This window comes from Streptomyces sp. NPDC005931 (assembly GCF_042871235.1).
Taxonomy (GTDB): Bacteria; Actinomycetota; Actinomycetes; order Streptomycetales; family Streptomycetaceae; genus Streptomyces.
In genome coordinates, this window is record NZ_JBIAIG010000007.1 from 93932 (window position 1) to 119839 (window position 25908).

17 protein-coding genes are annotated in these 25908 nt (G+C 70.2%); 13 read left to right on the plus strand and 4 right to left on the minus strand.

Going from position 1 to position 25908, the window contains the following annotated elements; translation table 11 throughout:
- Positions 1-453 precede the first annotated feature (453 nt).
- Positions 454-1326, plus strand: a complete 873-nt coding sequence (locus tag ACFYOV_RS18330) for an alpha/beta fold hydrolase (protein ID WP_389089236.1) — start codon at positions 454-456, stop codon at positions 1324-1326.
- Positions 1327-1330: 4 nt separating this feature from the next.
- Complete coding sequence (locus ACFYOV_RS18335; RefSeq protein WP_389088946.1) at positions 1331-2152, plus strand: hypothetical protein; 822 nt, start codon at positions 1331-1333, stop codon at positions 2150-2152.
- Between the two features lie 301 nt (positions 2153-2453).
- On the opposite strand, the gene ACFYOV_RS18340 is transcribed toward ACFYOV_RS18335, so the two are convergent.
- Complete coding sequence (locus tag ACFYOV_RS18340) at positions 2454-2990, minus strand: SRPBCC family protein (protein ID WP_389088948.1); 537 nt, start codon at positions 2988-2990, stop codon at positions 2454-2456.
- 64 nt (positions 2991-3054) lie between these two features.
- Here ACFYOV_RS18340 and ACFYOV_RS18345 point away from each other — a divergent pair, with 64 nt between their 5' ends.
- The 5 genes from ACFYOV_RS18345 (at position 3055) to ACFYOV_RS18365 (ending at position 12257) form a co-directional block, all read left to right on the plus strand.
- On the plus strand, positions 3055-3636 hold the full coding sequence (locus tag ACFYOV_RS18345) for a TetR/AcrR family transcriptional regulator (RefSeq protein WP_389088949.1): 582 nt from the start codon (positions 3055-3057) through the stop codon (positions 3634-3636).
- A 749-nt stretch (positions 3637-4385) separates the two neighbouring features.
- Complete coding sequence (locus ACFYOV_RS18350) at positions 4386-5621, plus strand: alpha/beta hydrolase (RefSeq protein ID WP_389088950.1); 1236 nt, start codon at positions 4386-4388, stop codon at positions 5619-5621.
- Positions 5622-5658: 37 nt separating this feature from the next.
- Positions 5659-6693: a trypsin-like peptidase domain-containing protein gene (locus ACFYOV_RS18355; protein ID WP_389088951.1), complete on the plus strand. Its 1035-nt coding sequence runs from the start codon at positions 5659-5661 to the stop codon at positions 6691-6693.
- A 4-nt stretch (positions 6694-6697) separates the two neighbouring features.
- Entirely contained in the window at positions 6698-7795 is a 1098-nt protein-coding gene (locus ACFYOV_RS18360; protein WP_389088953.1) for an effector-associated domain EAD1-containing protein, read from the plus strand.
- Positions 7796-7829: 34 nt separating this feature from the next.
- Positions 7830-12257 carry an AAA family ATPase gene (locus ACFYOV_RS18365; RefSeq protein WP_389088954.1) on the plus strand — a complete coding sequence of 1476 codons (4428 nt, stop codon included), beginning with the start codon at positions 7830-7832 and terminating at the stop codon, positions 12255-12257.
- 715 nt (positions 12258-12972) lie between these two features.
- Here the strand turns inward: ACFYOV_RS18365 and ACFYOV_RS18370 are convergent.
- A complete protein-coding gene (locus tag ACFYOV_RS18370) occupies positions 12973-14478 on the minus strand; it encodes a diguanylate cyclase domain-containing protein (RefSeq protein ID WP_389088955.1) in 1506 nt (501 codons plus the stop codon).
- Positions 14479-15302: 824 nt separating this feature from the next.
- Between ACFYOV_RS18370 and ACFYOV_RS18375 the strand changes: the two genes are divergently transcribed.
- The 3 genes from ACFYOV_RS18375 (at position 15303) to ACFYOV_RS18385 (ending at position 18253) form a co-directional block, all read left to right on the plus strand.
- A complete protein-coding gene (locus tag ACFYOV_RS18375) occupies positions 15303-16199 on the plus strand; it encodes a MarR family transcriptional regulator (protein ID WP_389088957.1) in 897 nt (298 codons plus the stop codon).
- 481 nt (positions 16200-16680) lie between these two features.
- A complete protein-coding gene (locus ACFYOV_RS18380; RefSeq protein ID WP_389088958.1) occupies positions 16681-17220 on the plus strand; it encodes a DinB family protein in 540 nt (179 codons plus the stop codon).
- Positions 17221-17974: 754 nt separating this feature from the next.
- A complete protein-coding gene (locus ACFYOV_RS18385; protein ID WP_389088960.1) occupies positions 17975-18253 on the plus strand; it encodes a GlsB/YeaQ/YmgE family stress response membrane protein in 279 nt (92 codons plus the stop codon).
- 521 nt (positions 18254-18774) lie between these two features.
- Here the strand turns inward: ACFYOV_RS18385 and ACFYOV_RS18390 are convergent.
- A complete protein-coding gene (locus ACFYOV_RS18390) occupies positions 18775-19473 on the minus strand; it encodes a TetR/AcrR family transcriptional regulator (RefSeq protein WP_389088961.1) in 699 nt (232 codons plus the stop codon).
- Positions 19474-19555: 82 nt separating this feature from the next.
- Here ACFYOV_RS18390 and ACFYOV_RS18395 point away from each other — a divergent pair, with 82 nt between their 5' ends.
- Positions 19556-20797: a choice-of-anchor Q domain-containing protein gene (locus ACFYOV_RS18395; protein WP_389088963.1), complete on the plus strand. Its 1242-nt coding sequence runs from the start codon at positions 19556-19558 to the stop codon at positions 20795-20797.
- A 106-nt stretch (positions 20798-20903) separates the two neighbouring features.
- Here ACFYOV_RS18395 and ACFYOV_RS18400 read toward each other — a convergent pair whose 3' ends face one another.
- The gene (locus ACFYOV_RS18400; protein WP_389088964.1) at positions 20904-23696 is read right to left on the minus strand and encodes a LuxR C-terminal-related transcriptional regulator; all 2793 of its coding nucleotides are present in this window, start codon (positions 23694-23696) and stop codon (positions 20904-20906) included.
- A 140-nt stretch (positions 23697-23836) separates the two neighbouring features.
- On the opposite strand from ACFYOV_RS18400, the gene ACFYOV_RS18405 reads away from it, so the two are divergent.
- On the plus strand, positions 23837-24505 hold the full coding sequence (locus ACFYOV_RS18405) for a TetR/AcrR family transcriptional regulator (RefSeq protein ID WP_389088965.1): 669 nt from the start codon (positions 23837-23839) through the stop codon (positions 24503-24505).
- Positions 24506-24901: 396 nt separating this feature from the next.
- Entirely contained in the window at positions 24902-25852 is a 951-nt protein-coding gene (locus ACFYOV_RS18410) for a hypothetical protein (protein WP_389088966.1), read from the plus strand.
- Positions 25853-25908 lie beyond the last annotated feature (56 nt).

The following is a 25908-nucleotide window of genomic DNA, read 5'->3' on the forward strand; positions in this document are numbered from 1 at the left end:
GCTGCTGTCGCAGTCTTGGCGAGGTGGCGGTGGGCATGGTGCACGAGAGAGTGCGCTCCCCCACCCACCGCTCGGGTGACCCTCAAAGACACGCTGGGCCTGCTCCTTGCGGACGATCTCCAGCCCGCTGCCGACCCTATGAGCGGTCACTGGGCCAGGCGGCCCGGCGCAGCCCTGGTCGGCCGGTGCGCAAGGGCACGGGCGGCAAGCTCCTTCGCTTGGGTGTCGTTGAACACGTTGCTGGTACGTCTTCCCGATCAATGTCCTGGCCGTCGCGACGATGACGGTTGACCTCTTGTCGCCTGCCTGCTTCCGCCCGTCTGGTCACCAATGACAGGCGCCATCCGCCCGTAAGGCGAACGAGGGCCCGGCTGTAGTTGAATTTGGCGTCAAGTTCAATCACTATCTGAACCGACCGGCCATCCGACGTGAAGGGGTGGGTTCGTGGCCGAGCTGAGCATCTCCACCGCTGCGGGCGTGTTCGACGCGATCGCGGCGGGTCCGTCCGAGGGCCGCCCAGTGCTGCTTCTGCACGGCTTCCCGCAGACCAGGCTGGTGTGGCGGCGACAGATCGCGGCGTTGGCCGCGCACGGCTACCGGGTCGTCGCCCCTGACCAGCGTGGATACTCCCCCGGGGTCCGCCCCGAGCGGCCGGAGGATTACCGCATCTCTGTCCTGGTCGAGGACGTGCTCACCCTCACGGAGGAACTGGGCTGGACATCGTTCGACCTGGTCGGGCACGACTGGGGAGGGGCGGTGGCGTGGTGGACCGCCGATGCCCACCCCGACCGGGTCCGCACCCTGACGGTCGTCTCGACCCCCCACCCCGGCGCTCTGGCCACCACCCTGCGCACCGACCCGGACCAACGCGAACGATCACGCTACATGCTCGACTGGCGTGAAACGCCCGCGACCGAAGAGCGCATGCTCGCCAATAACGCCGACAAGCTTCGCGCCGCTTACGCCGGAAAGATCCCGCAGGACAATGCCGAGGCCTACGTGCGGCACCTGTCCCAGCCGGGAGCTCTCACCGCGGCGCTGAACTGGTACCGGGCGGGCCGCCCCGAAGGCGCGATCGGCGTCATCGACGTGCCCACGCTGTACGTCTGGAGCACGGAGGACACCGCGTTCGGCCCGGCGGCCGCGCGGGAAACCGGACGGTGGGTGAGCGGGCCGTACCGGTTCGAGATCCTCGAGGGTGTCAGCCACTGGGTCCCCGAGGAAGCACCCGAAACGCTGAGCCGCCTGCTGGGCGAACATCTGCGAGCGGACGGCGAGTACGGAATCACCACGAACACCCCGGCTGTTGACTCCTGCAGAAAGTAGACCCATGAAGACAGCGCGAGCAGCCTGGCGTCGGCTCGAGCCCGTACACGCCATGATCTACTTCGCCCCCGAGGCAAGGCGCCGGTACGCGGACCTGGGACTGACCGGCCGCGCCGGGTACTTCACCTCGCGCAGCGCCGCCTTCGGCCCGGCATCCGCCGAGCTGATCATCTCGACTTTTTACAACTTCAATCCCGATTTCGTGCGGCAGGCGGTCGACGGGGCCTGGGACACGACGACGCCGCAGCATGTGTTGGACGCGCGGCACACCGCGGCGGGCGAGGCCCTGCGGCGGGCTGGCGTCCACGAGGTGCCCGGCCTGGACGACATCCTGGTACTGACCCGCCGGGCCGCCGAGGCGGCCTGCGACCACGGCCACGGCCGCCCGCTGTTCGCCGCGCATGCCGCACTGCCGTGGCCGGAAGATCCGGTGCTCCAACTGTGGCACTACCAGACCCTGCTCCGGGAGTTCAGGGGAGACGGTCATGTCGCAATCCTGCTGAGCGAAGGCGTCGGCGGCTTGGAAGCCCTGGTTCTGCACGCCGCCACCGGTGAGGTTCCCGTCGGCTTCCTCAAAGCGAGCCGCGCATGGCCCGAGGAGGAGTGGGCCGACACCGAGGAACGCCTGCGCAAGCGGGGTCTCCTCGACGGCGACTCCCTCAGCACGGAAGGCGTACGCCTGCGCCAGCACATCGAGGACCGTACCGACCATCTGGCCCTTCCCGCCTACGCCGCTCTGGGTGACGCCGACTGCGAACGCCTCGCCGACCTCGCACGCCCCTTCGGCCGCGCCGTCGTCCAAGCCGGCCTCCTCAAGCCGGGCTGAAAGAACCTTCTCCACGGTTGTCCGGGCAAACCAGCACGCCGGAGCACTCAGGAGAGGGCAGTCCACCCCGGCGAGCCCGCTCATCATGCGCTCGGACGCTCACGCGCCGGGCGGAGCACCATGGTCCACCTGGCCACAGACGGCCACGCACGGCCCCTCGCCTTCGCCACACCGCAGGCCAGAGGGGCGACGGGCCCGCCTTCGAGTCGGTGATGTCCCTCATCGAGTGACCCCGCGGCGGTCCGGCAGACCTCCGACCCGGCCCCTGGCTCCAAGGCCGCACTCCACCTCGCGGGCATGCTCATCGCCCGACGCCGGCCAGAGAGACAGAACCGGGCCTCCTCCCTGCCGCGCGAGCAGCCAGCGCACGCAGGACGCGCACGTACGGCGACCAGCGGGCCGGGCTGGCGACGGTGCCCGTGCAGGCGCGTTCCGCCCGGTCGAAGGCGTCCTCCAAGCAGGCGTCGTGCAGGGGGCGGAACGCCAGCGGCCAAGTGATCCGAGCCAGGCCTGTGGTGGACATGGTCAGCGTGTGGTGGATCCGGGTGCACCCTGGGCCGGCCGGCAGCACGGCCAGCTCGTGGAAGCCGTGGAAGCCTCGCGGCCGGGTGAATTCGAACCGGATCCAGCGCCCGGGAACGTATCCGGACACGGTGTAGCCCACCGGCCAGTGGCCGCCCACCGCGCCAGGACCCAGTGGCCTGTCGAACTCCATCGGCGACCAGTCGCGGCCGGGCCACAGGAGGTCGCGGTCCCCGCTCGCCAGGGTGTCGATGAGAGCTCCCACCTCGCTCTCCTCCGCGGCCAGCAGGCGTTCGTGGACGTTGTGGACGGCCATGATGCTCCTCCTCCATGAGTATTGGAGGAATCCCTCCAATTAAATGGAGAGTACTCTCTGATTCATGGTGAGACCACCCCGCTTCGACACCGATCAGCTCCTCGACGCGGCCGTCCGCCTCGCGGCCTCCGGCGGGCCGCCCGCTGTCACCATGTCTGCGGTCGCCCACGCCGTCGGCGCTCCCAGCGGATCCGTCTACCACCGCTTCGCCGGACGTGCGGCGCTCCTGGCGGAGGTGTGGCTGCGGACGGTGGAACGCTTTCAGGACGGCTACCACGCCGCCCTCGCCCGGGAGAGCGATCCCCACCTGGCGGCGCGCGCGGCCGCCCGGCACGTGGTGGGCTGGAGCCGAGCCAACCCGGACGAGGCCGCCGTCCTCCTGTACGGCGCCGCCGATTTCGGCCGCGCCGACTGGTCCGAAGCACACATCCGGCGCTCCGACCTGGGCAACGAGCGCGTGTTCGCCTCCCTGAGGGCCCTCGCCGAGGCCCTGGGAGCAACGGACGAGCGGAGTCGTGAGCGGGTCGCCCTCGCTTTGGTGGATCTACCGCTGTCCGTGGTCCGCCGACACCTGCGAGCGGGCGAGCCCCTGCCGCCGTATGCCGAGCACCTCACCGAGGAGTGCTCGGCCGCACTGTTGGCGTAGCGCCCACGCCGATGCCGCGCGGGCCGCCCGGCACGCGGCGCTGGACGCTCCTATGGCTGCGGCGATGGCCTGGTCACACCCGCAGCGACTCCGCGGGGCCGCCGGCCCTGCGCAGTGGGATCGCCCGTGCTCGTCCACGCGCACGACGGGCGGATGCCGCACCCCACGGTGCACGGCGATCTCCCGCTCGAGCTGCACGATCCAGTCGTCGGCCGGCTGCGGCAGCCCACGGTCCTGTCCGGCCGAACGACCTTCAGCGCCCTGTGGCGGCCGTCACTGCTGTGCACCACGGCGTGGACGACGCCCATCCCGCCCCGGCCGGAGTTCCCCCTCGACCACCCATGCGCCGATCTGCCGACGCTGTGGACCGTGGTCTGTCGCGTCTTCCAAAGCCGTCCCCCGAACGGCAGTTGCGCTCCATGGTCCTCCGAGCCGGGCCCCAAAGGTGGGTGCGCACGGCGCAGGCGGGAGCACATGGGTGCAACGGGCGCGCAAGAGAGCGCGAACGCGCCCACTCTACGGCCACGAGCACGCGCCCCGTGCCCCGCGCCCCGACCCGCAGCGTCCACGCGCCATGGGCACCCGGGCCCTCGCCCACCGGGCGCCGACCCGCCACCGCAGCCCCTATGATGCGCGGATGGGGCCATGGTGTCCCGGGCAGCGCATCGAGGTCCGTGGGGGGACGAGTGGAGGACTGGGGACCGCTGGTGCCCGCGGTGGCACGCGTGTGGACCAAAGCGGCCGGGTTATTGAGTGAGACAGAACTCGAGCGTCTGGAAGCGCGTGTACTCGTGGGGCTGCGTGCGCTGGACCGCGCACGGGACACTGGGGATGCCGCCCCGGACGCGGTCGACGTGGCGGCCCGAGAGGTGGCCGCGGCCTTCGAAGCCCATGAGCCGCTCGGCGTCCTGCTGGCCCAGGAGTTCAAGAGCCTGGCCGACGGCCGGGAACGGTTCGGCCCGGCTCCCCCGCCGTCGCACTGGGTCCCCTGGCAGCGCTCCCTTCTCGTTCCCGTCCTCTTCGCCACGGACCGGGCAGCCGTGAAGACCGCACCGGACGGAGTCCGCTTCGGTGGGAACAGCGGCCCCTTGACGTACGGGGAGCTGCGCGTGGCGATTCCCGACGACCACCGCATGGGTGCCGCGGAGAAGCCCCGCCGGTGGCGGCTGCGCTTCCGGCCCACCCCTGCCGACGTCGCGACGCTCGGTTCCGTGACGACGTCGACCGCAGAGGACTTCCAGGATCTGGCCGGCCGGCGGCTCTCCGGGTGCGAGCCCCGGCAGGGGCTGCTGTTCGTCCACGGTTACAACGTCACCTTCGGCGCGGCCGCGATCCGTGCCGCCCAGATCGCCTACGACCTCAACTTCACCGGCGTCCCTCTGCTGTACAGCTGGCCGTCGAAGGGCAGCGTGGGCGGCTATGCCGCCGACGAGAACTCCGTCAGCAGGTCGGTGCCGTCCTTCCAGCGGTTCCTGCGCCTCGTGCTGACCGCGACGGGCGTCTGTGAACTGCACGTCATCGCCCACAGCATGGGCAACAGGGTGCTCACCGAAGCGCTCGCGGACCTCGACACCACGCGCCTGCCCCAGGGCTCCGGGCGGCTCGGCCAGGTGATCTTCGCTGCTCCCGACGTGGACGCCGAGGTGTTCCGGCAGCGACTGCCCCGCATCGTCCGGCAGTCGGAGGGCTGCACCCTGTACGCCTCGTCCGCCGACCGGGCGCTCGCCGTCTCCCGAGCCATGGCCGCCGCCCCACGAGCCGGTCAGGCCGGTCCGGGGATCGTCGTGGCAGCCGGTCTGGACACCATCGACGCCACAGCCCTGGACACCGGGCTGATGGGCCACTCGTACGTGGGCGACCACCGGTCCGTCCTCGCCGACGTCTACGGGCTGTTGCGGCAGGCCCGTTCCCCGTCCGAGCGTTTCGGACTGGTGTCCGTGCCGCACGCGGACGGATCCTACTGGTCCTTCCAGCCCGAGAGGTGACCGGGCCGCAACCGCACTGCTCGACAAGGTGACATCGATGACGCATTTCCTGGACAGCCTTCCCTTCGACTGGAGCGCGGCGGGTGCTCGCGAACTGCGCGACCTTCTCGCCTCGTCCTACGACGACCCGGCCGAGGCGAGGTCCATGGCCCGGCAGGCGGGGATCGCCACCCAGTACGTGAAGTGGCAGCAGACGAGCAGCGCACTCTGGTTCGACCTCATCACCGTCGCGCGCAATCAGAACAAGCTGAGGCCGCTGCTCGCCCAGATCGAGCAGGGACCGGACGCCGCCGTGGCCGAGCGTGTGCGGGAACTCACCGCGGACCATCCGCGTGTGGAGGCCCCGGAACCCCAGCCCCCGCCGGGCGCGTGGAAGCACTTCACCGCCCCGGGCATCCAAGAGCGGCAGATCTTCGGCACCGCCACCTTCCAGGACGTGGCGTTCCTCCGACGGGGAACGGAACAGGCGACAGGTGTCTGCCAGTTACGGGTGACGGACCGTCAGGGCAATCCTTACCACGGTACCGCCTTCCGAGTGGGGCGTGAGCTCCTCCTGACGAACCACCACGTCCTGCACGCGTCCGACGGAAGCCCCATGGCCCGTGTCGAGGCGTGGTTCGGATACGAGCGGGACCTGGACGGGCGCGACCTGCAACACGTCACCGTGGCCTGCGATCCCGCCACGGTCGCCGGTGACGCCACGGACGACTGGGCGGTGATCGCAGTGGCCGAGCCCATGCCCGAGCAGGCGGTCGTCCTGCGTCTCGACGAGGGGGCGACCGTGGGGGTCGGAGACCGGGTCTACATCGTCCAGCACCCCAACGGCGGGGTGAAGAAGCTGGCCGCACGGCACAACGTCGTCCGTCATGTCGACGACCAGGTCGTGCAGTACTGGACGGACACCGACAAGGGATCGTCGGGCTCGCCCGTCTTCGACGAGCGGTGGCGGCTCGTGGCACTGCACCGCCGCCACACCTGGACGGGTCGGCTGAGCGAGCGGACGGAATACCGCAACGAAGGCGTCAGGATCGAGCGGGTCGTCGCCGGCATGGCGATCGCGGGGCTGAGGTGAGACGGTGGTACACCTGCTCGACCACACGGTCTTCACCCTCGACGACGATCCCCAGGCCCGCGAACTGCTGGACGCGCTGCTCCAGGCCTACGAGCTCGAGGACGACGTACGGCGTCTGGTCAAGACCGCCGGCATGAGCCCGGTCGCCGTGGACTGGAAGGGCCCCCTGACCGACGTATGGCCGCGCGTTCTGGAGCACGCGGCCCGAGAAGGCAGACTGCGGACACTGGTCCAGGTCGTCTCGAGGGACGAGAACAGCGCCGCGTACGACATCTTCAAGCTGCTCCTCACCCAGGAGGACCCCGACCGCACGTCGGACCCGTGCGCCGCCCTCCTGCTCGGCTCAGGAGTGCCGCGCGCCTTCATCGACCGGCGCGAACTGCGCGTCACGCTGCGCGAGATGCTCGGCGTACCCGAGGGCCGAGTGCTGATCGTCGACGGCGACCGGCGGTCCGGCAAGACCTGGACCTGGTATCTGCTCTGCCATGTCCTGCGCCGGCACGGCACCAGGCCGTACAAGATAGACCTGTCGGCCTACGCGCAACCCGTCGAGGTCAGCGACATCGTGGCCGAACTCGAAGACCAGCTCGGCTGGGAACTCGGCCAGGACGATCCCTTCGCCTCGGAGGACGCCCGGGTCCGACGCGTGGTGAACCGCGCCAAGCAACACATGCGGGCGGCCGCGCGGGACGTGTGGCTGGTCTTCGACGGCCTGGTCACCACGGCGCTCACCCCGCAGGCTCTGCGCCTGGTGGAGAACCTGGCGGAGGCCGTGGCGAGAGGTGAGGCCGGCGACCGGCTGAGCATCGTTCTCATCGCCTACGCCGGACAGTTGCAGCCGTCGGTCGACCCCTACGTGTGGCGCACCCACCTCGGACCGATCCATGTCGCGGACCTGCACGAGTTCTTCTGCGCCATCGCCGAGAGCGCCGGAGCGGGCATGCCCCCGGACGCCGCGGACGTGCTCGTCGACGAGGTGCTGCGCGCCACCGTCGGCGACGACGTCGATCGCGCCGCGCCCCTGCCCTTGGAGAAGATCTCCGCCGCGGCCGCCCTGCGCGGCCGGCAGCTTTATCAGATGTACGGGGGAGCCGGTGCCTGAACGCTCTTCATCGCGCGAACTCACCTCACGCGACATGCTGAACCTGCTGCGCGAGACCGCACTCGCGGTGGCCGGCCCGGACTACGCCGACGTCACCCCCGAGCGGTGGGCACTGCGGGCCAGAACCGCTCTGGTGGGCGCCTTCGACGCGGCCGAGTTGGATCGCCGGAGCGGCGACGGCGGCGCCGAGGCCGCTCTGCGGGAGTTCCTGATCCACGACTGCGACCGGGTGCGCACCCGCTGGGGCCGCCGCTGGCGCCTGGCGTCCTCCGCGCGTACGGCGACGCTCGAGCGACTGTGCACCCCCCACCAACTGCTGCAGGCGCTGCGCGCGGGCGTCCCGGCGGGCAAGGACACCGCCCGGGACTGCGCGGAGCAGGTGCTGAGCGGCAGCGGGCCTGCGCTCACCGAGCGGAGCCTGGAGGAACTGCACGCTCTCCACACCCTCGTCCAGTGGATCGACGACGCACCGGGTGTCCGCGAGGCCTTGGCCGAAGCTGCCGTGGACCTGCCGTCACCGGACGAGGTCGCGCGGCACATCGAACGGGCCCGACTGCTGCAGCCGTTGAGAGCTCTCGCCGACTCGACGTTCTGCGGGCGCGAGCGCGAACTGGAGGAACTGGCCACGTACGTCGCGGGCGGGGCACCGAGCCCGGAGCAGACGTCCGGGGACGGCCCACCCCGCACCGCACGCCGTGACTGGCTGCTCATCCACGGCCCCGGAGGCATCGGGAAGTCCACCCTTGTGGCCCGGTTCGCTCTCGACCACATCAGCAGAGCCCCGACCGAGCCGGGACTCCTGTTCGTCCATCTGCCCTTCGACCGTACGGACCTGCCGGCGGAGCAGCCCCTCGCCCTGCTCGGCGAGGCTCTGCACCAACTGCGGGTCCTCCTGCCCGGCCTCGACGCACGGGCCGCACGCGAACTGGAACTGACCGTCCGCGCCACCCTCGAGGCGGACCACAGGGCCGAGAGCGAGGAGCAGGGCAGCAGAGGCCTGAGGTCGGGACGAGATCACGACGAATCCAGCCTCGCGATGCTGTTCTCCCACCTGGTCGGAACGGCGTCGAACGGCACCGACCGGCGCGTACTGCTGTTCCTGGACACCTTCGAACAGGCGCAGCGCAGGGGCCCGCTCGCCCTGACCCGGCTCCTGGACTTCCTGGACGTCCTGCAGGACGCGTGCCCCTGGCTGCGGATCGTCGCCGCCGGACGAGCACCCGTGGCGGACCGGCGGTTCAGGCCCATGCCACTGGAAGCGTTCGATCCGCCCACCGCCCAGGCGTTCCTGCGCCGGCTGCTGCCCGGCTCCGGCCCCGAGTACGAGACGGCGCTCGCCGCCATCACCCGGACCGCGGGCTCCGACCCACTGAGCCTGAAGCTGGCCGCCGCCCTCTTCCGCAGGGAGGGACCGCAGGCACTGAGCGACCCGGCGCTGCGCCGCCGGATCCAGCTGCGCCTGCAGCCGGAGGAGGTCCAAGGCGTGCTCTACCGGCGCATTCTCGACCACCTGGAGGACCAGGATCTGCGCCGCATCGCCAGCCCGGGACTCACCGTCCGGCGGGTGACACCCGACGTCATCCGCAGGGTGCTCGCCGCACCGTGCGGACTGAGGAACGTCAGCGCACGGCGGGCCCGGGTCCTGTTCCACCGGCTCCGGGACGAGGCCGCGCTGGTGGCTGACGTTCCGGGTCGGGAAGCCGTCGTCCACCGCGCGGACGTGCGCCGGGTGATGCTGCCGATGCTCCGCAGCGACGCGGGCAAGGTCGTCGACCAGATCCACCGCAAAGCGGTCGCCTACTACCAGGAACTCGCCGAGACCGACCCGGCCGACGCCGTCGAGCACCGGGCGGAGGAGCTGTATCACCGGATGTGTCTGGGGCAGACGGCCAGGACGCTCGACGGCCGCTGGCTGCGGGAGGCCGGGCCGCTGCTGGACACCTCCCTCGAGGAACTGCCCGCCCGTAGCCAGGTCTACCTCTCCGAACGGCTGGGTCTCACCGTCCGTCCCGAGCTCCTGCGCCAGGCCGACGACGAGACCTGGGCCCGCCAGGCACTGCGTGCCTGTACGAGGCATCTCACCGAGGGCCGGGCCGAGGCGGCACTGGACCTGCTCGGCGAACGCCCGGACCAGGTCAGCGAGGACGTACGGCTGGGAGCTTTGCGGATCCGCGCACTCGCCGCGCTCGGGCGGACGGACGAGGCACGGACCTTGGTCGACCCGATGCTCGAACTCGCCTCACGTGCCGGTGACCCCCGCGGTTTCGTGGACATCGCGTTGCGCGGAGCCCGCGTCGAGGAGGACCTCGGACGATTCGTCGCCGCGCGTTCCCTGCTCGACCAGGCACGCGACGCCGCGGCGTCCGCCGGGCTCGGGGAGGTGTCCCTGCTCACCGTCGCCGTGGCCGAACTGCGCCTGCACCGGCGGGAGGACACCATCGACTCGGCGGAGGCCGGGCAGCTGCGCGCCGAGGTCCTGGAGCGTGTCGCACGTCTCGGCACACGCGAACGCTCACGGCACCCGGCGCTGGTGCGCGAACTGGCCGCCGAGGTCGGCGACCAGGTGCCCGGTCTGGTGTCGGAGTCCGCGCGCCAGCTCGGGGTCGACGTGACGGGCGCCACCGGGCAGGTCCTGCGCAGGTCGCTCAGTGCGGAGGACGTGCGCGACCTGGAGCGAACCACGCGGACCTCACCGAACGCGACCCCTGGCGCCGCGGTGACGGACGTGGACGACGCCCCGGGCCTCATCGTCCTCAACAGCCACATCGCCCGCGGCAGCGCCGTAGGCTCCTACATCGACCGGGAAACCGAACACCGGCGGTCCTGGAACCACGCGCTGGTCAGCACCTACCAGTACGAGGTCGACCAGGCGGAGTTCACGCGGACCCGCTCCGGCGGCGGCTGGGAACCCGTCGGCGGTCGGCCGACACCGCGGGACGCGGTCGTCCTAGTACCCGGATTCATGGGCAGCGCCCTGGTCGACACCCTCAGTGGTCACCCCCTCTGGGGTCACGAGTCCGTCGCGGGCCTCGCGCGCACCTGGCTGCGGGACGGCGGCAGCGACGACCTGCGGCTGACGGCCGACGAACTGCGGGGCGACCAGCAGCGGGTCCGTCCCGTGTCCCTGCTGCGCACGCCCTCCTGGGCTCCCATGCTGGGCGGGATCGAGTCGTACGAACCCCTGCGCCGGACCGTCCGCTCCTACGCCGCGCACCCCGACGCCGTGCTGGATTTTCCCTACGACTGGCGTCTGGCCGTGACGCACAACGCCCGCCTCCTGGCGCAGGCGGCCGCCTGGCACCTCGAGCGCTGGCGCGCCCACCCGGCCGTGTCTCGGCTGCGCGCGGACGGAGGCGACGGGCCGCCGCCACGGCTGGTGTTGATCGCGCACTCCATGGGCGGGCTGGTGGCGTGCGCTGCGCTGGGCCAGAACGCCTGGCTCGCTGAGAACACCCGGGCCGTCGTGTGCATCGGCACTCCCTTCAGAGGCATTCCGCAGGCCCTGGGCATGCTGAGCGCGCGGACCGCTTCCGGCCCGTCGCCCGTGACCCACCGTCGCATGCGACAACTCCTGTGCACCTGGCCCGGGTTCTACGACCTGCTTCCCGACTACCGGTGCATCGAGGAGAACGGCCGCGTACGGCACCTGCAACGCGGCGACGTGTGGCGGCTGGGCGGCGACACGGTGCTCGCCGAGGAGGCCGTGAACAGGCGGCCGGACATCCAGCGGGGTACGCTCGGCCGGCGCGTCCTCGCCGTGGCGGGCCTCGGCGTGCGCACCGTGCAGAGCGTCGACCTGACCGACGGCGCCGTCCGGCTGCGGTACACCGCGCCGCGTCTGGCCACCGACGGATCACCTTTGCGGGACGAGCGCGGGGCGCCGCTGCGCTGGGATGCGGGTGGGGACGGGCTGGTCCCCAGCGTCTCGGCCGGCACGCCGGCGCACGCCAACGACTTCGTCCCGGTTCGGAGCGGCTCACTCGTGGTCGAGGATTCGGTCATGTCGTTCCTGGCGGGCGTGTTGTCGGCCGGCCCTCGTGCTTCGGAGCTGCCCCTGACGAGGGGGGAAGACACATGGGGCCTGCCGGAGGAGCGTCTGGCACGGCACCTGTCCGACGACGGCGGCATCGGTCTGCCCTCGGCGGTGGGTCTCTCCCTGTCCCTCCCCGAGGTGGCGGTGGCAGGGCGGCCCTACGACATCCTCGTCCGCGGTGCCAGGTCCCGGGACGTCCGAGTGCGGTGCGCCCCGGTGACGGGCCGCCGGGAGGGCGCGGAAGTGGCGGCCTCGTTTCGGCAGCCGGCCGCCGGCGAGGGGCTGCTGGCCAGGCTGATTCTTCCGGCGCCAGGTATCTACCGGGTCACTGTGGACGACGGCGGACAGTCACTGAGCCGCCTGGCCTTCGCCGTGGATCCGGCGGACGCCGCTCTTCCCGCTCCTCCGCAACCTCCGTTTCCGTCATGACCGGCCCCGCCCACGCGTCACCCGAGGGAGAAGGTGCCCTGGCGCGGCAGCATCACCGTGCCCGACGACTCCGGCGGGCGAGGCCGGACCGCCGCCCCGGAGGCGGGCGAGCGGTGCTGTTCGGCGCGATCGGGGGTGATGTGGCGGGCGGCGGCAATGGCTCCGCGAGAGCGCAGCGTGTCGACTCCGGCGGGACGATGCTGTTGGCGCGGTGTTCGCCGGCGCGTTGTTCCTGGTCATGACGGGCTTCACCGTGGCACCGGACGGCTGCGGGGTCGCGTTCGCGCTGTGTGCTCACGTGGGACGTACGGGCACCTTGGCGTTGGCGCCGGTCTCGTCGTGGTGGTGGTGTCTGCACACCCGACACGGGCGCCCACGAGCCGACCGAGCCGGCCGCCGGACCGGTCCCGGCGTCCATGAAGGTGAGACCCCTGTCGCCACGAATCGCGAACGCGCGGAACTGGAGCCACCAGGATGAAACAACCGCAGCTGATCAGGTCACGACGATTACGGCTGCTTGTCCACTGGGCAGCTCGCGACGCCGGGCAGGTACCAACGGTTCCGGGAGGATGCCCGTCCGTGGCGGTGGGCGCGCCAGTGACATGGTTCCGGCCAACGGCATGTGTGTCCCCGTTGCATCGACGGACCTGGGTGGAGCGGACGGAAGAGGCCCATCACCGGCCGACCGCCCCCGGTGTCCGACGCCGACCCAGGGTCATGTTCTGCCCTTCGGTCCTCGCCACAGGCCGGCGCCGTGGGGCCGCGATGGGGAGGCTGGGTGCTGGTGCGGCTCGAAGAACGCCACCTGGTTCTTGCCCGCCGTCTTGGCTCGGTACAGGGCGGTGTCGGCGTCCCGCAGCGCCTCCGCCGGCGTGATCGGCCAGCTGATGCTGCGTGCCCCGATGCTGGTGCTCAGGTCGACAGAATCGCCCTGAGCAAGGAGAAACGGATCCTGAAAGGCGTCGAGGATCCGCATGGCGTAGTCGTGCAGAGCAACACTGTCCACGCCTTCGACCAGAAGTGCGAACTCGTCGCCGCCGAGCCTGGCCACCAGGTCCTGATCGCGGACCCGACCAGCCAGTCGTCCCGCGACGTCGATGAGCAGCTCGTCGCCGGCCGGGTGGCCCAGCGTGTCGTTGACGTCCTTGAAGCCGTCGAGATCGAGCATCACCAGTCCAGCAGGGCAAGCGATGGAGCACCGGGCGAGAGCGGACTCCAGGCGCTCGTTCAGCAGCGCCCGGTTGGCCAGGCCCGTCAGCGGGTCGTGGGTGGCCTGATGGCTGAGCTGCTCTTGGAGCTGGGCCTGTTCACGCAGTGAGGCGGCGAGGGCCGTGGCCCTCCCCTGGGCGTACTGGGCCAGGAACGCGATGCGCAGCAGCAGAAGAAGCGACAGGCCGGCCATCATGCCGACGATCACCGTGACGTCCACGGGCTGGTTGCGGATGCCGCTGACGTTGGCCAGCACGATCAACGGCCCCATCAGGATCAGCGCGATCAGGACCGTCAACCGCCGCGGGGGGAGATGCTCCTGGTCGACCGCCAGGTGTGACGGCCTCGCCACGGAGGAGTGCAGGGCCGCTGCCCCCAGAAGGAGGGAGGAGATCATCCATGCCACTTCGGACGCGTCTTGCGCGACCGCTGTGCCCGAGGTGGCCTGGGTTCCGTAGTAGAGGCCGTCGGCGGTGAGCAGGACCACCAGCCATCCGATGACCAGAAGGAAGGACGGGGTGCGGGTGCCGGTGGTGAGCATCAGCCGCGCGGCCACGGACAGCAGCACCAGGTCGGTGGCGGGATAGGCGATGGACAGCGCGAGCGGCCACGCGGACATGTCGCTGCGCAGGTAGGGGGCGAGGATGAATGCCCAGGACAGGGTGGCGAACCCCAGTGTGACGATGCCCGCGTCCAGAAGGCCGGCCCAATGCAGGCGGCCCGCCTGCTGTCGGGCCAGGGTGACGAGACCGGCCGTGAACAGCAGGTAGCTGCCCAGGTAGAGCCAGTCGGCCACGCCGGGGAACGGCACCTCTGCTTCGCGGACCTGGTAAAGGCCCCAGATCGTGTCCGCCGCCGCGTACGGTGCCATTCCCGCGGCGAACAGGCCCCACGGAATGAGTGAGGGCGGCCTGTTCCTGCTCACTCCCACCGAGATCGCGAAGACCACCGAGGCAGAGACCAGCGCAGCCATCATGTAGCGCACCGGGGTGGAGCTGAGCAGATAGGTCACGATGGCCGCGGTCCCTGCGGCCGCGTATGCCCAGGCCGCCGCGTCGCGGCGGGAGGGCAGCCGAAAACGCATTTTTCTCACGGAGCATCCTTCCCACTGCCGCCTGAGCGGTAAGCAGCTCAGAAGGGGGTAAGCGCTGGCCGTCATCCGGGTGATCTTCCGAGGGTCGTAGCGGGCCAACGCTCGAAAGAGCACGGGCACCCTTTGGTCGATCTCACAGCCGTCCACCAGCAGCGGACGCCTGGGGTGGGCCGACGGGGCGCGTGCAGCACCGTGCAGCGAAGCGAGGCCCCGGGCCGGGGGGACGTGGCGATCGAAGGCCCGTAGGTGATGAGCTCGAGCAGATTCCGGACCCGTTACGAATGTTCATTCGAACACCAGGCCGCACACCGTGCGGCGCCGCCGCAGCCGACGCTGCGGGCACCGGAGGGGAAGCAACGCGCACTCGTCGAGCCAGCCGGGTGACAACCCAGCCAGTACCGGAGTTTCGCCACTGCGTCAGCCGATGGTCCCGCAGTGGGCGACTGCAGGCGCAACGTTCTCCGAGGTCTCCCGCCCCGACCAACTCGGGAAAACGCTGAACGTCGCCAGTCAAAAAGCACCGGACGGCCAGTGCCAACGGCGCGAGGCGCGTCCCGGCGCACCCTCGCTCCCCGACCACCGGCCGGGTCCGGTCTGCCGAATCGCCCAGCCGAAGCGGTGAGCGAGCTGCTCACCGCGCCGCGCGCCACGGCCGCCGTCGGTCACATCCTGATCATCGTCAGCAGACCATCAGTTGCCCCGTGCGTAGGACACGGTCCTGGATTGAGGCGTAGAACGTTGCCATGTCAATGCCACTACCGATACCGACCCGGGAGGACATTGCCCGGGACCTCTGGCGGCTGTTCGAACCGATCCACGCCGTCGTCTACTTCGCCCCGGAGCCGCTGGAAGAGTTCAGGACGGCGGGCTATCGCGGCTTCTGGATGGGCTACTTCGCCGGACGGGCCGCTCCCCTGGGCCGTGTCGGCGCCGATGTCGTGCACGCACTGTTCTACAACTTCGCCTATGCGCGGGTGAGTCGCGCCGTGCCGGCGGCCTGGGGCTTCGCTCCGCCGGCCCAGGCCCTGGAAGCCCGCGTACGAGGATCAGTGCGTGCTCTGCGCCGGGCACTCGGTCCTGCCGCCGACTGCGCTGACACGGCGCGGGCGGCAGAGCTTGCCATGCGTGCCGCTCAATCGGCGCCACTCGAAGGGCGAGTCCTGTTCGCCGCCCATCACTCCCTGCCGGTGCCTCAGGAGCCTCTTGCGCAACTTTGGCATGCCGCCACGCTTCTTCGTGAGCACCGCGGCGACGGTCATGTCGCGGCTCTGGTTGCCGCCGGCATCGCCGGCCGCGAGGCGCACGTCCTCCACGCGATCGCGAGCGGGGTTCCTCGCGATGTCTACTCGTCGGCACGCGACTTCGACGAGACGGAGTGGACGGCGATGCGTGACGCCCTCGAAGAGAAGGGGCTCCTCGAGGGCGACAGGCTTTCGCGTAGGGGACAACGCCTCAAGGCTGACATCGAGGAACGAACCGACCGACTCGCCGCCACCGCCTACGACGCGCTGACCGCCGAGGAGACCGACGAACTCATCCGGCTCCTACGTCCCCTGGCAAGCGCCGTGGTGCGCGAGGGCGACATTCCCCTGGACAACGCCATGGGACTCAACCTGCGTGGGTCCGTCGATGGGGCGTGAACTCACAGGGTGGACCACCTGGAGTCCGCCCGGCGACATGTCATCAACCGTTCGCGCGCGTCGCAGGCCGACGGCGTCCATCGGCTGGTAGGGAAGACTGTGCAGTTGGTCGCGGGTGGGCGGGTAGTGCCGCGAGTTCCGCCGAGACATCGGCGTCCCGGTCTGGCGGCCGGCTTCTTCTCTGCCGGTGCCGCCGAAGCACAGGAAGGGATCAGGGTCCGGGCTGCCTGGCCGCAGCGGTGCACCATGCATCCCAGTCTCCGGACGACGAGGGTGAAGAGCGCCGCGGGGAATACGGTGCCGTCTGCTGCGTCGCGGGTCGCAGACGCGGCGGACGATCTTGCCGGACAGCGGTTTCGGGCAGGCCCGGCAGCCGCCACGTGCCTCGGGTCCGACCGTCGGCCCAGAACACGGTTCCGCCCCGACCAGGGCGGGAATCATCCATCCCTTCCGGGGCACAAGAGCGGGTGGGGCGAACATCATGGGTGAGCACGGGGCGATGGACCGGCAGGCCGTGCGCGACGACTACGCGCGGGCACGGCAGACCTTCCACGCCCTCGTGGACGCCGCCTCGCAGGGCGCCCTCGACCGCCCGAGCAACGGAACGCGGTGGACCAACCAGCAGCTGCTGTGGCACATGCTGTTCGGCTATGTCATCACCCGCGTCCTGCTGGTCCTGGCAGGCATGTTCAGCAGGCTGCCACGGCAGCTCAGCCGGGGGTTCGCCCGGTTGCTGGACGCGGGAACCAGGCCCTTCGACCTCGTCAACTACCTCGGCCCCTGCGGGGCTGCCAGGGTGATCACTCCGCAGCAGATGAGCGCCATGTTCGACCGGGTCACCGGCGCATTGGAGCGGCACCTCGCCGCCACCTCCGACGCCGACCTCGCCCGTGGCATGCACTACCCCGTCCGGTGGGATCCCTTCTTCGAGCACTTCATGACCCTCGCGGACATCTACCGCTATCCCACCCAGCACTTCGACTTCCACTACCACCAGCTGACCCTCGACGAGCCACGCTGAGCATGGCGGGCTGCCGCTCCCACCCCGCGGGTCGAGCCAGCCGCGTTGATCCCCGCTTGGTTGCCGGCTGCGGGGCGCGCACCTGATCACGACCGTCCCGGCGAGGCACACCGGCCCGCCGATCATGCCCCGGCGTCCAGGGCGTAGCTCTGATCTTCAAGGGGTCACCGTTGACTGATGTGGCGCCGCACCGGCCCTGGACTGACGTCTTCGGCGGGCAGGAGCCGCAGCGGTGGGGTCGGCCGACCTACTGTCGGCCCGACCGCTCGAATTTCCCGCTCGGCGAGCGTCGTCCACGGGTTCGCGCGGAGGCGGTCGGTACCTGTCGGGCGGCGACCGGCGGACGACGGGCAGCACCGCGTTTCCCCTTCCTTCGCAGGAGTCGCCCGTAGGCCCGTTCGGTACGCGCTTTCGCGTAGGGATCCGGAAGTCGCTCGTGGTGCCGCAAGGCCTCCGCAAGGGCGTCTTCGTCGGCGTGGATGAGCCCTCGACACCGTGCGCTCACCGCACGTCCCCATACGGAAGGCGTCCGTTGGACCTGATCCACGAGCTCGCGAGACCGGTGAGACCGACGGTCGGCAGGCCGGCCTCTCCGGCCTCTGAGGCTGAACCGGACGTGGGCATCGCCCCGGGCGAGGGCCGCGGGAGCGATGCGGCGGTCGGCGGCCGAGGGCAGTCCGCGGGTTTGAAAGTGGCCGACCGGTAAACACGATGCATTAACAGAAGCTTTATACGACGAGGTAGGAGACGCGTCATGGGCGTTATCGCTTGGATTCTCATCGGCCTGCTCGCCGGCTTCATCGCCAAGGCACTGATGCCGGGTAAGGACCCCGGCGGCGTCATCATCACCATGCTCATAGGCATCGCCGGTGGTCTCCTCGGCGGCTGGCTCGGCAAGGTGATGTTCGGTGTCGACTCGATCGACGGGTTCTTCGACCTGTCCACCTGGGTCGCCGCAATCATCGGTTCCGTCATTCTCCTGCTTCTCTACCGCCTCATCACCGGCAATCGCCACTCCCACCGTCACGCCTGATCCGGCATTCACCCGCACCGGGAACGGCTCCTCGTCCCATCCGACGAGGAGCCGTTCCCGTTTCCGTCCAGGCGTCCACCGACGGTCAGGAACGGGTTGGAGGGGGCGGCACAGGCTGTGAAAGGGAGGAGGTGCCGCCCACGTGCGGCACGTTCATCGGTCCCCCAACTTCCACTGTAGCCCGGTCTTCTGGCCCTGACAGAGTCTCAGGTCGTGGTGGACTCATCCGTGTCTTCGGTCCCGACAACCTCTCGGCCGATGCTCACAGAGCAAGCAGCAGTCGGGCCATGAGAGTCACCGGAGTGGACGGGATCGGGAACCAACCGATCGAGCCACTGCCGCGGTCAGGACAACGAGGTGACTCCTGAAGGGGATCACCTTCGGCGACGGGCTGCTCGGCGTGCGTGTCGAACGCGGACCGGGAGGGAATGACGAGCAGTGGGGATCCGGTGCCTCAGGCCGCCGAACCCGCGACCGTGCTGTTCCATGAGCGGACCCCCTCGCCTCGGCGGGCCCGGCGCTCATGCCTCTCCCGGCTCTTCCTCCTGGGCGTCCTTTGCCAGATGGGCCACGCCCATCAGGGAGAGACAGATGTGCAGCACCGTGTCCTCCAGGTCGGGGACCTCACCGATGCGTCCCTGACGCAGACAGCGGCACACGGCTTCGTGCGTGGCGTCCGCCGCCGCCAAGCAGGCCTCGTGGGTGACGCTGCGGCGACCGGAAAGCCTGGCGTGCCAGGCGCGCATCGACTGGGCGAACCAGGAGCGGCAGGAGTCCTGGTGCTCCCGCGCTCGCCCCCCGGCCACCGACGTCTCCAGGAAGAACGCCCTGGCGAATTCGGGTTCTTCTGCGATGAACCCCAAATACGCACGGATCGAGGCACGAAATGTCGCAACCGGGGACAGCGATTGTGCCGATGACCGTGCGAACGACGCCTCCAGCCGCTTCACCATCAGCTCACGGCCTGTGTCCGCGGCGGCAATGAAACAGTCCTCCTTGTCCCCGAAGAGCTCGTAGAAGGTCTTGCGGGACACGCCTGCCCGGGCTGTGACGTCAGCCACGGTCGAGGCGATGTAACCCTTCTCGGCCACGACGACCGTCATGGCGTAGAGCAGCCGCTGGCGCTGCGAGCCCGTCACAAGCTCCCGCGCGAGCCCATGGGGCCCGCGCGGAAGGCCGGTCAGGTTCGGCTGCAGCAGCGGCCGGATCGAATCTGTCATGGGTGAGAAACATTCTGATACACGTCATGTACACCAGCGTTTCTCACCTTCGCGCACTACGAATCAGTAGGAGCCGCACGTCATGAGAAAACTGACCGACCTTCCGGCGTCAGCCGCCGTTGTGGCTGTCCTCGCTGCTGCCGCTGCCTCCATCCCGGTCACTGCGCAGGCAGCTCCCGAACGCACGACCGTCACGGTCGACTCCACCGAAGACGCCGTGGACGCGGACGCGTCCGACGGTGTCTGCCGCACCGCCGCGGGGACCTGCACCCTGCGTGCGGCGGTCATGGCCGCCAACGCCGAGCCCGGCAGCACGATCGAGTTACCCGCCGGCCGCTACCGGTTGACCATTGCTCCCGACCCCGACCTGTTGAACACACGCACCGCAGACCCGACCACAGGCGATCTGAACGTTCTCGCGCCGACCACGATCCGGGGCGCCGGGGCCCGCGAGACCGTCATCGACGCCAACCACGTCGACCGGGTCTTCCGCATGGGTGCCGACACGACGCTGTCCGACCTCACCATCACCGGAGGAGACGCCAAGCAGCGGGAAGTGCCTGTCACCGACCCGGGCGGAGGCGGCATCGCCAACAGCAAGGACATGACACTGCGCCGGGTGACGGTGACAGGGAACACCGCCGGCTACGGAGGCGGCATCTTCAACATTCCCGACTCCCACCTGACGCTGATCGACAGCACCGTCAGCCGCAACACGGCGGGTGAGGCCGGAGGCATTCGGTTCGACGACACCGGCACCGTGGTCAATTCGACGATCGCCGACAACCGAGTCACCGACCGCTGGGAACGGCCGGGCAGCCTCTCCGGATACGGCGGTGGCATCGACATACGCGGCACCGGCCTGGTCGACATCCGCCACTCCACGATCACCGGCAACACCGCCACCGACGGCGGCGGCGGGATCAACATCGCCCCCGCCTACCTTGACAGCCTCCCCAGGCCCATCCCCGACATCGTCAACCTGCCGCTCGGTCACCTGACCCTGCGCGACACCATCATCGCCGGGAACACCGTCGGCCAGGCCCCCGGCGACTGCAAGAAGGCGTTCGCCACCATCGAATCACGTGGCAACAACCTCGACAGCGGCAACAGTTGCAGCCTCACGGCCGAAGGCGATCTCCCTCGACGTGACCCCCACCTGGCGCCCCTCGGCGACCACGGCGGCCCCACAGACACCGTGCCGCTCCTGGCCGGTAGTCCCGCCCTCGACGCCGCACGGGACTGCCCCTCCGCCGATCAGCGCGGCGTCCCCCGGCCCCAGGGCCCGGCGTGCGACATAGGGGCCTTCGAACACCAGCGGTGACTCACCGAACCCGTCACCGCCTCGAGGACTCCACGCGCGGTGGAGTCCTCGAGGTCGGCGCGGAGAACCGAGACCGGCCTTCGGACCGGCCATGGCCGGCAGCGGATCACGTGCCGGAACCCGTGCCGACCGTGCACCGGCGGATCAGGTCGGCGCGCGAGGTGATTCCCAGGCGTTCGAAGACGCGACGCAGGTGGTAGTCGACGGTGCGTGGACTCAGGTACAGCTGCGCCGCTATCTCCTTGTTGGTCGCCCCTTGGGCGACCAGACGGACGATCTGCTGCTGACGGGACGTCAGTACGGTCGACCATGAGCCACGTACGGCCGCCGGGCTCTCCGTCGGCTCCCCGTCGTCCCCGGTGGCGCGCAGCTCGGCCCGGGTCCGGTCGAGCCACAGCCGCGCTCCGTGCCTGCGGAAGATGTCAGCGGCCTCCCGGAGTTGGGCGCGGGCGTCCGCGCGTCGACGCTCGCGGTTGAGGTACTCGCCGTAGAGCAGGCAGGTGCGAGCCAGTTCGAGTTCGCGGTCGCCGATAGGGTGCAGACGCAGAGCGTGCCGGAAGTGTCCTTCGGTGTCGCCGGTTCCCAGCAGGGCGCGGCAACGGGCTGCCAGAGCGGTCGGCCACCCCCGCCCGATCGCCTCCGCCCACGGGGCGAACCTGGCCACGGCGCGCTCCGCTCGCGGCAGGTCCCCGGCTCGGACGGCAGCTTCCACGTAGCTGGGCACGGCTTCCATCGCGACGCCGGGATGTCCGAGCCTCGTCCGGGCGAGCCGACGCAGCTTGACCGCCGCCTCGCCCCAGTTTCCGGAGGCGAGATCCAGCTGGGCCAGGCCCCACAGACCAAGGGCGGAAGCGAGGCCCAGGCCGTGTTCCTGCGCTTCGCCGACGACGCGGTCCGCGTACTGCCCGCAGGCCCCGGCGTCCCCGGCCATCCCCGCAGCCAGCATCAGGATCCCCATCAGATTGCGGACACAGCTGAGCTGGCCCGTTCCCCGGGCGAGCCGCAGGGCTTCGGTCGCGGTGAGCGTCGCGGTCTCCGGTCCTCTCAGCCAGCATTCCGGGTACGAGAGGTACTGCATGGCGTGCACCATCGCGGGTGTGTCACCTGCGGTGTGGGCAAGAGTCACCGCTCGCGTTGCCAGCGTGCGCGCGCGGGCGTCGTCGGCGACGAAGAGCGCAGCGTGCGATGCCCAGGTGAGCAGGAGGGGATCGTCCACCTGGGCCGCCGCGTCGAGGCGTCCCCGCAACCGCGGCACCGCGGCCGCGAGTCGTCCATGCAGCAACTCGACGACGTCGAGCAGAACGTCGGCGGCGAATCGGCTCTCCTGCTGTTCCTTGCGCGCTGAGCCGTCGAGTACCGCCTTCGCGCGGCGGCCGAACTGCACGGGTAAGGCCGCGTTGCCCGTGTACAAACTCGCTTCTCCCGCTGCCACCAGCGCCTTGACTGCCAGCGACGGGTCGTCACCGGCCAGGAGACCGGACGCACTCATGAGGCTGTCGTAGGCATCCGGTGCGGCAGCGTGGTGCAGGGAGATCAACCCCTTGAGGTAGGCGATGTGTCCCCGTAAGGACGGCTGATCCGTGCCGACCAAGCTCTCGGCGCGTTCCAGCAAGCGGGCTGCGCGCCGCGTCCGTCCGGCCCGCCTGTGGCAGTCGGCCGCAACGACCAGGCGGCTCCCCCGGCGGCCGTCCTCGCGGGTCAGCTCGGCCGAACGTTCCATGAAGGCCGCTGCCCGCGCCCGGTTGCCGCGCCGATCGGCGCCGGCCGACTGGCGTTCCAACGCGTCGGCCAGTTCGCTGTCGGCATCCGACAGCAGGGCTGCCTCGTGCCAGCAGCGACGACCGTCGTCCGTCTCGGCGAACGCTCGCGCCAGCGTGTCGTGCGCCCAGTGCCGCTCGGAGAGATCCACCCCCTGGCAGATGGCCCGGCCGAGCTCGTCGTGCCGGAAGGAGATCACGGTCTTCGAGACGGTGAGCAGGCCCGCGGTCTCAGCGGACGTCAGGGCCGACGGGTCCACCTTCGCTCGACGGGCCACACGGAGGAGCGTCGGGAGATCCAGCCCCGGTTCCGCGGCCAGCAGCAACAGCAGCCTCCGGCAGTCGCCGGGGAGCCGACGGAACTCGGCGAGCCACAGGCGGGCCTGATGAGGAGTCAGCGGGAGGGGCTCTGGCAGCCGGGACAGCCGGCTCAACTCCGTGGAGGTGAGCGTTCGCAGCAGTTCCAGCAGGACGAGGGGGTTGCCACCGGCCGCGTGGAGGAGCACCTCGCGAACCGACGGTGCCACGGTGGACGGTCTGGCCCGGTCGATGAGCCGCAGACAGTCCTGATCGCTCAGGCCCGCCAGCCGGAGCACCGGCACGCCGGACAGCGCGGCGCACCGGTCATTCTGCGTGCCGGCCAGGATCAGGACCCGCTCGGTGTCGATCCGGCGCGCTACGAAGCCGAGGGTGTACCGCGACTCGGCGTCGACCCATTGCAGGTCGTCGGCACCGACGAGCACCGGGAGGCGGCTGCCCGCCCTCGCCAGGAGCGCCAGTACCGCGACCGCCACCACTGTCCGCTCCGGGAGCGGCGGTACGTGACCGAGCAGCAGCCGCTCCAGGACGTCGCGGAACTGCGGCCGCAGTCGGCGGATGTCGGAAGCCAGCGGTCTGATCAGCCGCTGCACCGCTCCGTATCCGACGTCCTGCTCCGCCGGTACGCCGTCGGCCCGCACGATGCGGAAGCCGTCGGCGAGGTGGGACGCGTCACGGAGCAGTGCGGTCTTGCCGATCCCGGGGTCACCGGTCAGGAGCAGGGCGCCGCCTCCTGTTTCCCGGCAGGCGTCCACCGCCGCCGCAAGCCGCCTGCGCTCGGCCTGTCGTCCGATGATGGGGGGTTGCTCGGTGCCGTACGTCATGGCGCACGCCTCCCGACTCGAAGTCTCAAGCCGAGAATAATGACTATTCGCGTGGGTGAGCGCAACGGCTGCGACAGCCGAAAGCGCCGCGCTTCGAGGGCCGGATCCCTGAAGTCCCCCTGCGCGGTTAGGCTTGGGCCGTGGCAGAGCCTGATGACCTCTCTGGGCAGTCCAACGGCCTGATCCGTGAGCGGCTGATCGAGGCGGCCGTGCAGGAATTCGGTGAGCAGGGTTACGACCGCGCGCGCGTACAGGACATAGCCCGTCGTGCCGGGCTCTCGACCGGCGCCATCTATGGCAACTTCAGGAACAAGGCCGACCTTCTCGCCGAGGCGGTCGATCGCGGTCTGGCAGCCGCCGCGCGCAAGCTCGGCGAGGCACTCGACCGTGGGGCCGCCTCCGCCGATCTGCTCGAGATGATCACCACCGACCTCTCCGACCCCCGTCGGCGGACGTGGGCGCCCCTCGTCAGCGAGGCGCTCGCCGCCGCACGGCGGGACGACGAGGTCGCCCGCAGGGTCCACGCTGCTCTGCGCAAGGCGGAGACCAAGCTGACGGATCTGGTCGAACTCGCCCAACGGGACGGCTCGCTCACCACGGAGGTCGACAGCGCGGCATGCGCCCGCCTGGTGCTGTGTGTGTCTCTCGGAGTCGACGTACTCACCGCCTTGAACATCGAAGGCCCGGATCGCAAGGCGTGGACGGCACTGATGCACAGGCTGTTCGCCGGCCTGGCTTCGGCGACCGCCCGCACCGTGTCCTCCGCCCGGCGGTCGGCCGGGGGCCTCTCGCGGGGCGGCAGCGCCTGAATCACCGGTCCTCGGCCACCACGAACCGGTGAAGTCGCCGGTGTCGCATGTGCCCGAGGAGCGAGTTCCCCCGGGTGAACGCTGGTCAGCAACCCAGGCGTGATCCCCCGGTTCTCCTAGCGGCGCGGCGTCCGTTGACAGCGGAATGAGCGCACGTCACCCTACGGTCAGCCAGGCGAGGTCGTTGCCAATGAGGGGGACCCCCTCGGAGGCCCCGCCTGTTCCCGAGGTGTTGACCGCCGCACCCCGCTCCAGTTGGTGAAAGACATCGCCCGCGTTCGCGTGCCGATCGGTTCTCCTGACGTGCCCACCTTGTGAGGGCCCGGGTGAAGCGCGCTCAAATTGCTTACTCGTCAATGGAGTTCAAAGAGCCTCTCTCAGGCATGGAGGGAAAACATGCTGCAGCAAAAGATCGCGTTGACCGCCGTGGTCCTCGCCACGGCTCTTGCGGCCGGGGCCTTTCCGCCCGCCGCAGCCGCCGCCCCTGCCGCCTCCGATGCGCCACGGCAGGACGGTCCGCAGGTCACGACCGTACGGTACGGCCCGTTCACCATCCCGGCCGCGTCCGGCCACGACCACGGGGAGTCGGGCAACCGACTTTCCTTCAATGTCCAGAAGCCGTGCGACGACTGCTTCATCACCGGATTCAAACCCAATCTGGTCTACGCGGACGGGTCGAACGCCAATGTCAACACCGGCCCGATGCTGCACCACGTGGTGATGGGCACCCATCGGCGGAGCGATGTCGTATGCAAGGGCCCGCAGCGGGTATTCGCTTCCGGCAACGAGCGGGTGGAAAGCGTCTTACCCTCCGGATACGGCGTCAAGGTCGGCAAGGGCGAGCGCTGGAACATGGTCTACGACCTGATGAATCACGCCCCGCAGCAGAAGACGGTCTACATCTCCGTCACCTACACGCACGAGTCCGCCGCTGGCTCGGGGCTCGAGCCGGTGACACCGATCTGGATGGACGCGGGCGGTTGCCTCGGCAGCGTGTACGACGCTCCGGAGGGAGTCAGTGAAAAGTCCCGCCGGTGGCGGTCCACGATCTCCGGGACGCTGGTGCACATGCGCGGCCATCTCCACCACGGTGGTGACACGGTGCGGACCGAGAACCTGACCACGGGCAAGCTCCTGTGCTCCATCAAGGCGGAGGAAGGCGGCAGCCCCGAGTTCGTCGACCTCCACGGAAACCCCGAGGTCTCGGACATGCCGCCGTGCAGCGATGGCCCCCTCGGCAGCATCAGCCGCGGGGACGTCCTCCAAGTGACCAGCAGGTACGACATCGACGGGCACTCGCACGACGACGTCATGGGGATCATGGTCGGCTGGGTGGCCCGGGACTGATCCGTCTCCCACCGACCGGGCGGTGGGCCGGCGGGTCTGTCCTCACCTCGTCGTCC

Bases quoted from the DNA above. Each gene is read 5' to 3' on its own strand.
- ACFYOV_RS18335 (WP_389088946.1), top strand. From the start codon at position 1,331: ATGAAGACAGCGCGAGCAGCCTGGCGTCGGCTCGAGCCCGTACACGCC.
- ACFYOV_RS18340 (WP_389088948.1), bottom strand. From the start codon at position 2,990: ATGGCCGTCCACAACGTCCACGAACGCCTGCTGGCCGCGGAGGAGAGC.
- ACFYOV_RS18345 (WP_389088949.1), top strand. From the start codon at position 3,055: ATGGTGAGACCACCCCGCTTCGACACCGATCAGCTCCTCGACGCGGCC.
- ACFYOV_RS18355 (WP_389088951.1), top strand. From the start codon at position 5,659: ATGACGCATTTCCTGGACAGCCTTCCCTTCGACTGGAGCGCGGCGGGT.
- ACFYOV_RS18365 (WP_389088954.1), top strand. From the start codon at position 7,830: ATGCTGAACCTGCTGCGCGAGACCGCACTCGCGGTGGCCGGCCCGGAC.
- ACFYOV_RS18375 (WP_389088957.1), top strand. From the start codon at position 15,303: ATGTCAATGCCACTACCGATACCGACCCGGGAGGACATTGCCCGGGAC.
- ACFYOV_RS18380 (WP_389088958.1), top strand. From the start codon at position 16,681: ATGGGTGAGCACGGGGCGATGGACCGGCAGGCCGTGCGCGACGACTAC.
- ACFYOV_RS18385 (WP_389088960.1), top strand. From the start codon at position 17,975: ATGGGCGTTATCGCTTGGATTCTCATCGGCCTGCTCGCCGGCTTCATC.
- ACFYOV_RS18390 (WP_389088961.1), bottom strand. From the start codon at position 19,473: ATGACAGATTCGATCCGGCCGCTGCTGCAGCCGAACCTGACCGGCCTT.
- ACFYOV_RS18395 (WP_389088963.1), top strand. From the start codon at position 19,556: ATGAGAAAACTGACCGACCTTCCGGCGTCAGCCGCCGTTGTGGCTGTC.
- ACFYOV_RS18400 (WP_389088964.1), bottom strand. From the start codon at position 23,696: ATGACGTACGGCACCGAGCAACCCCCCATCATCGGACGACAGGCCGAG.
- ACFYOV_RS18410 (WP_389088966.1), top strand. From the start codon at position 24,902: ATGCTGCAGCAAAAGATCGCGTTGACCGCCGTGGTCCTCGCCACGGCT.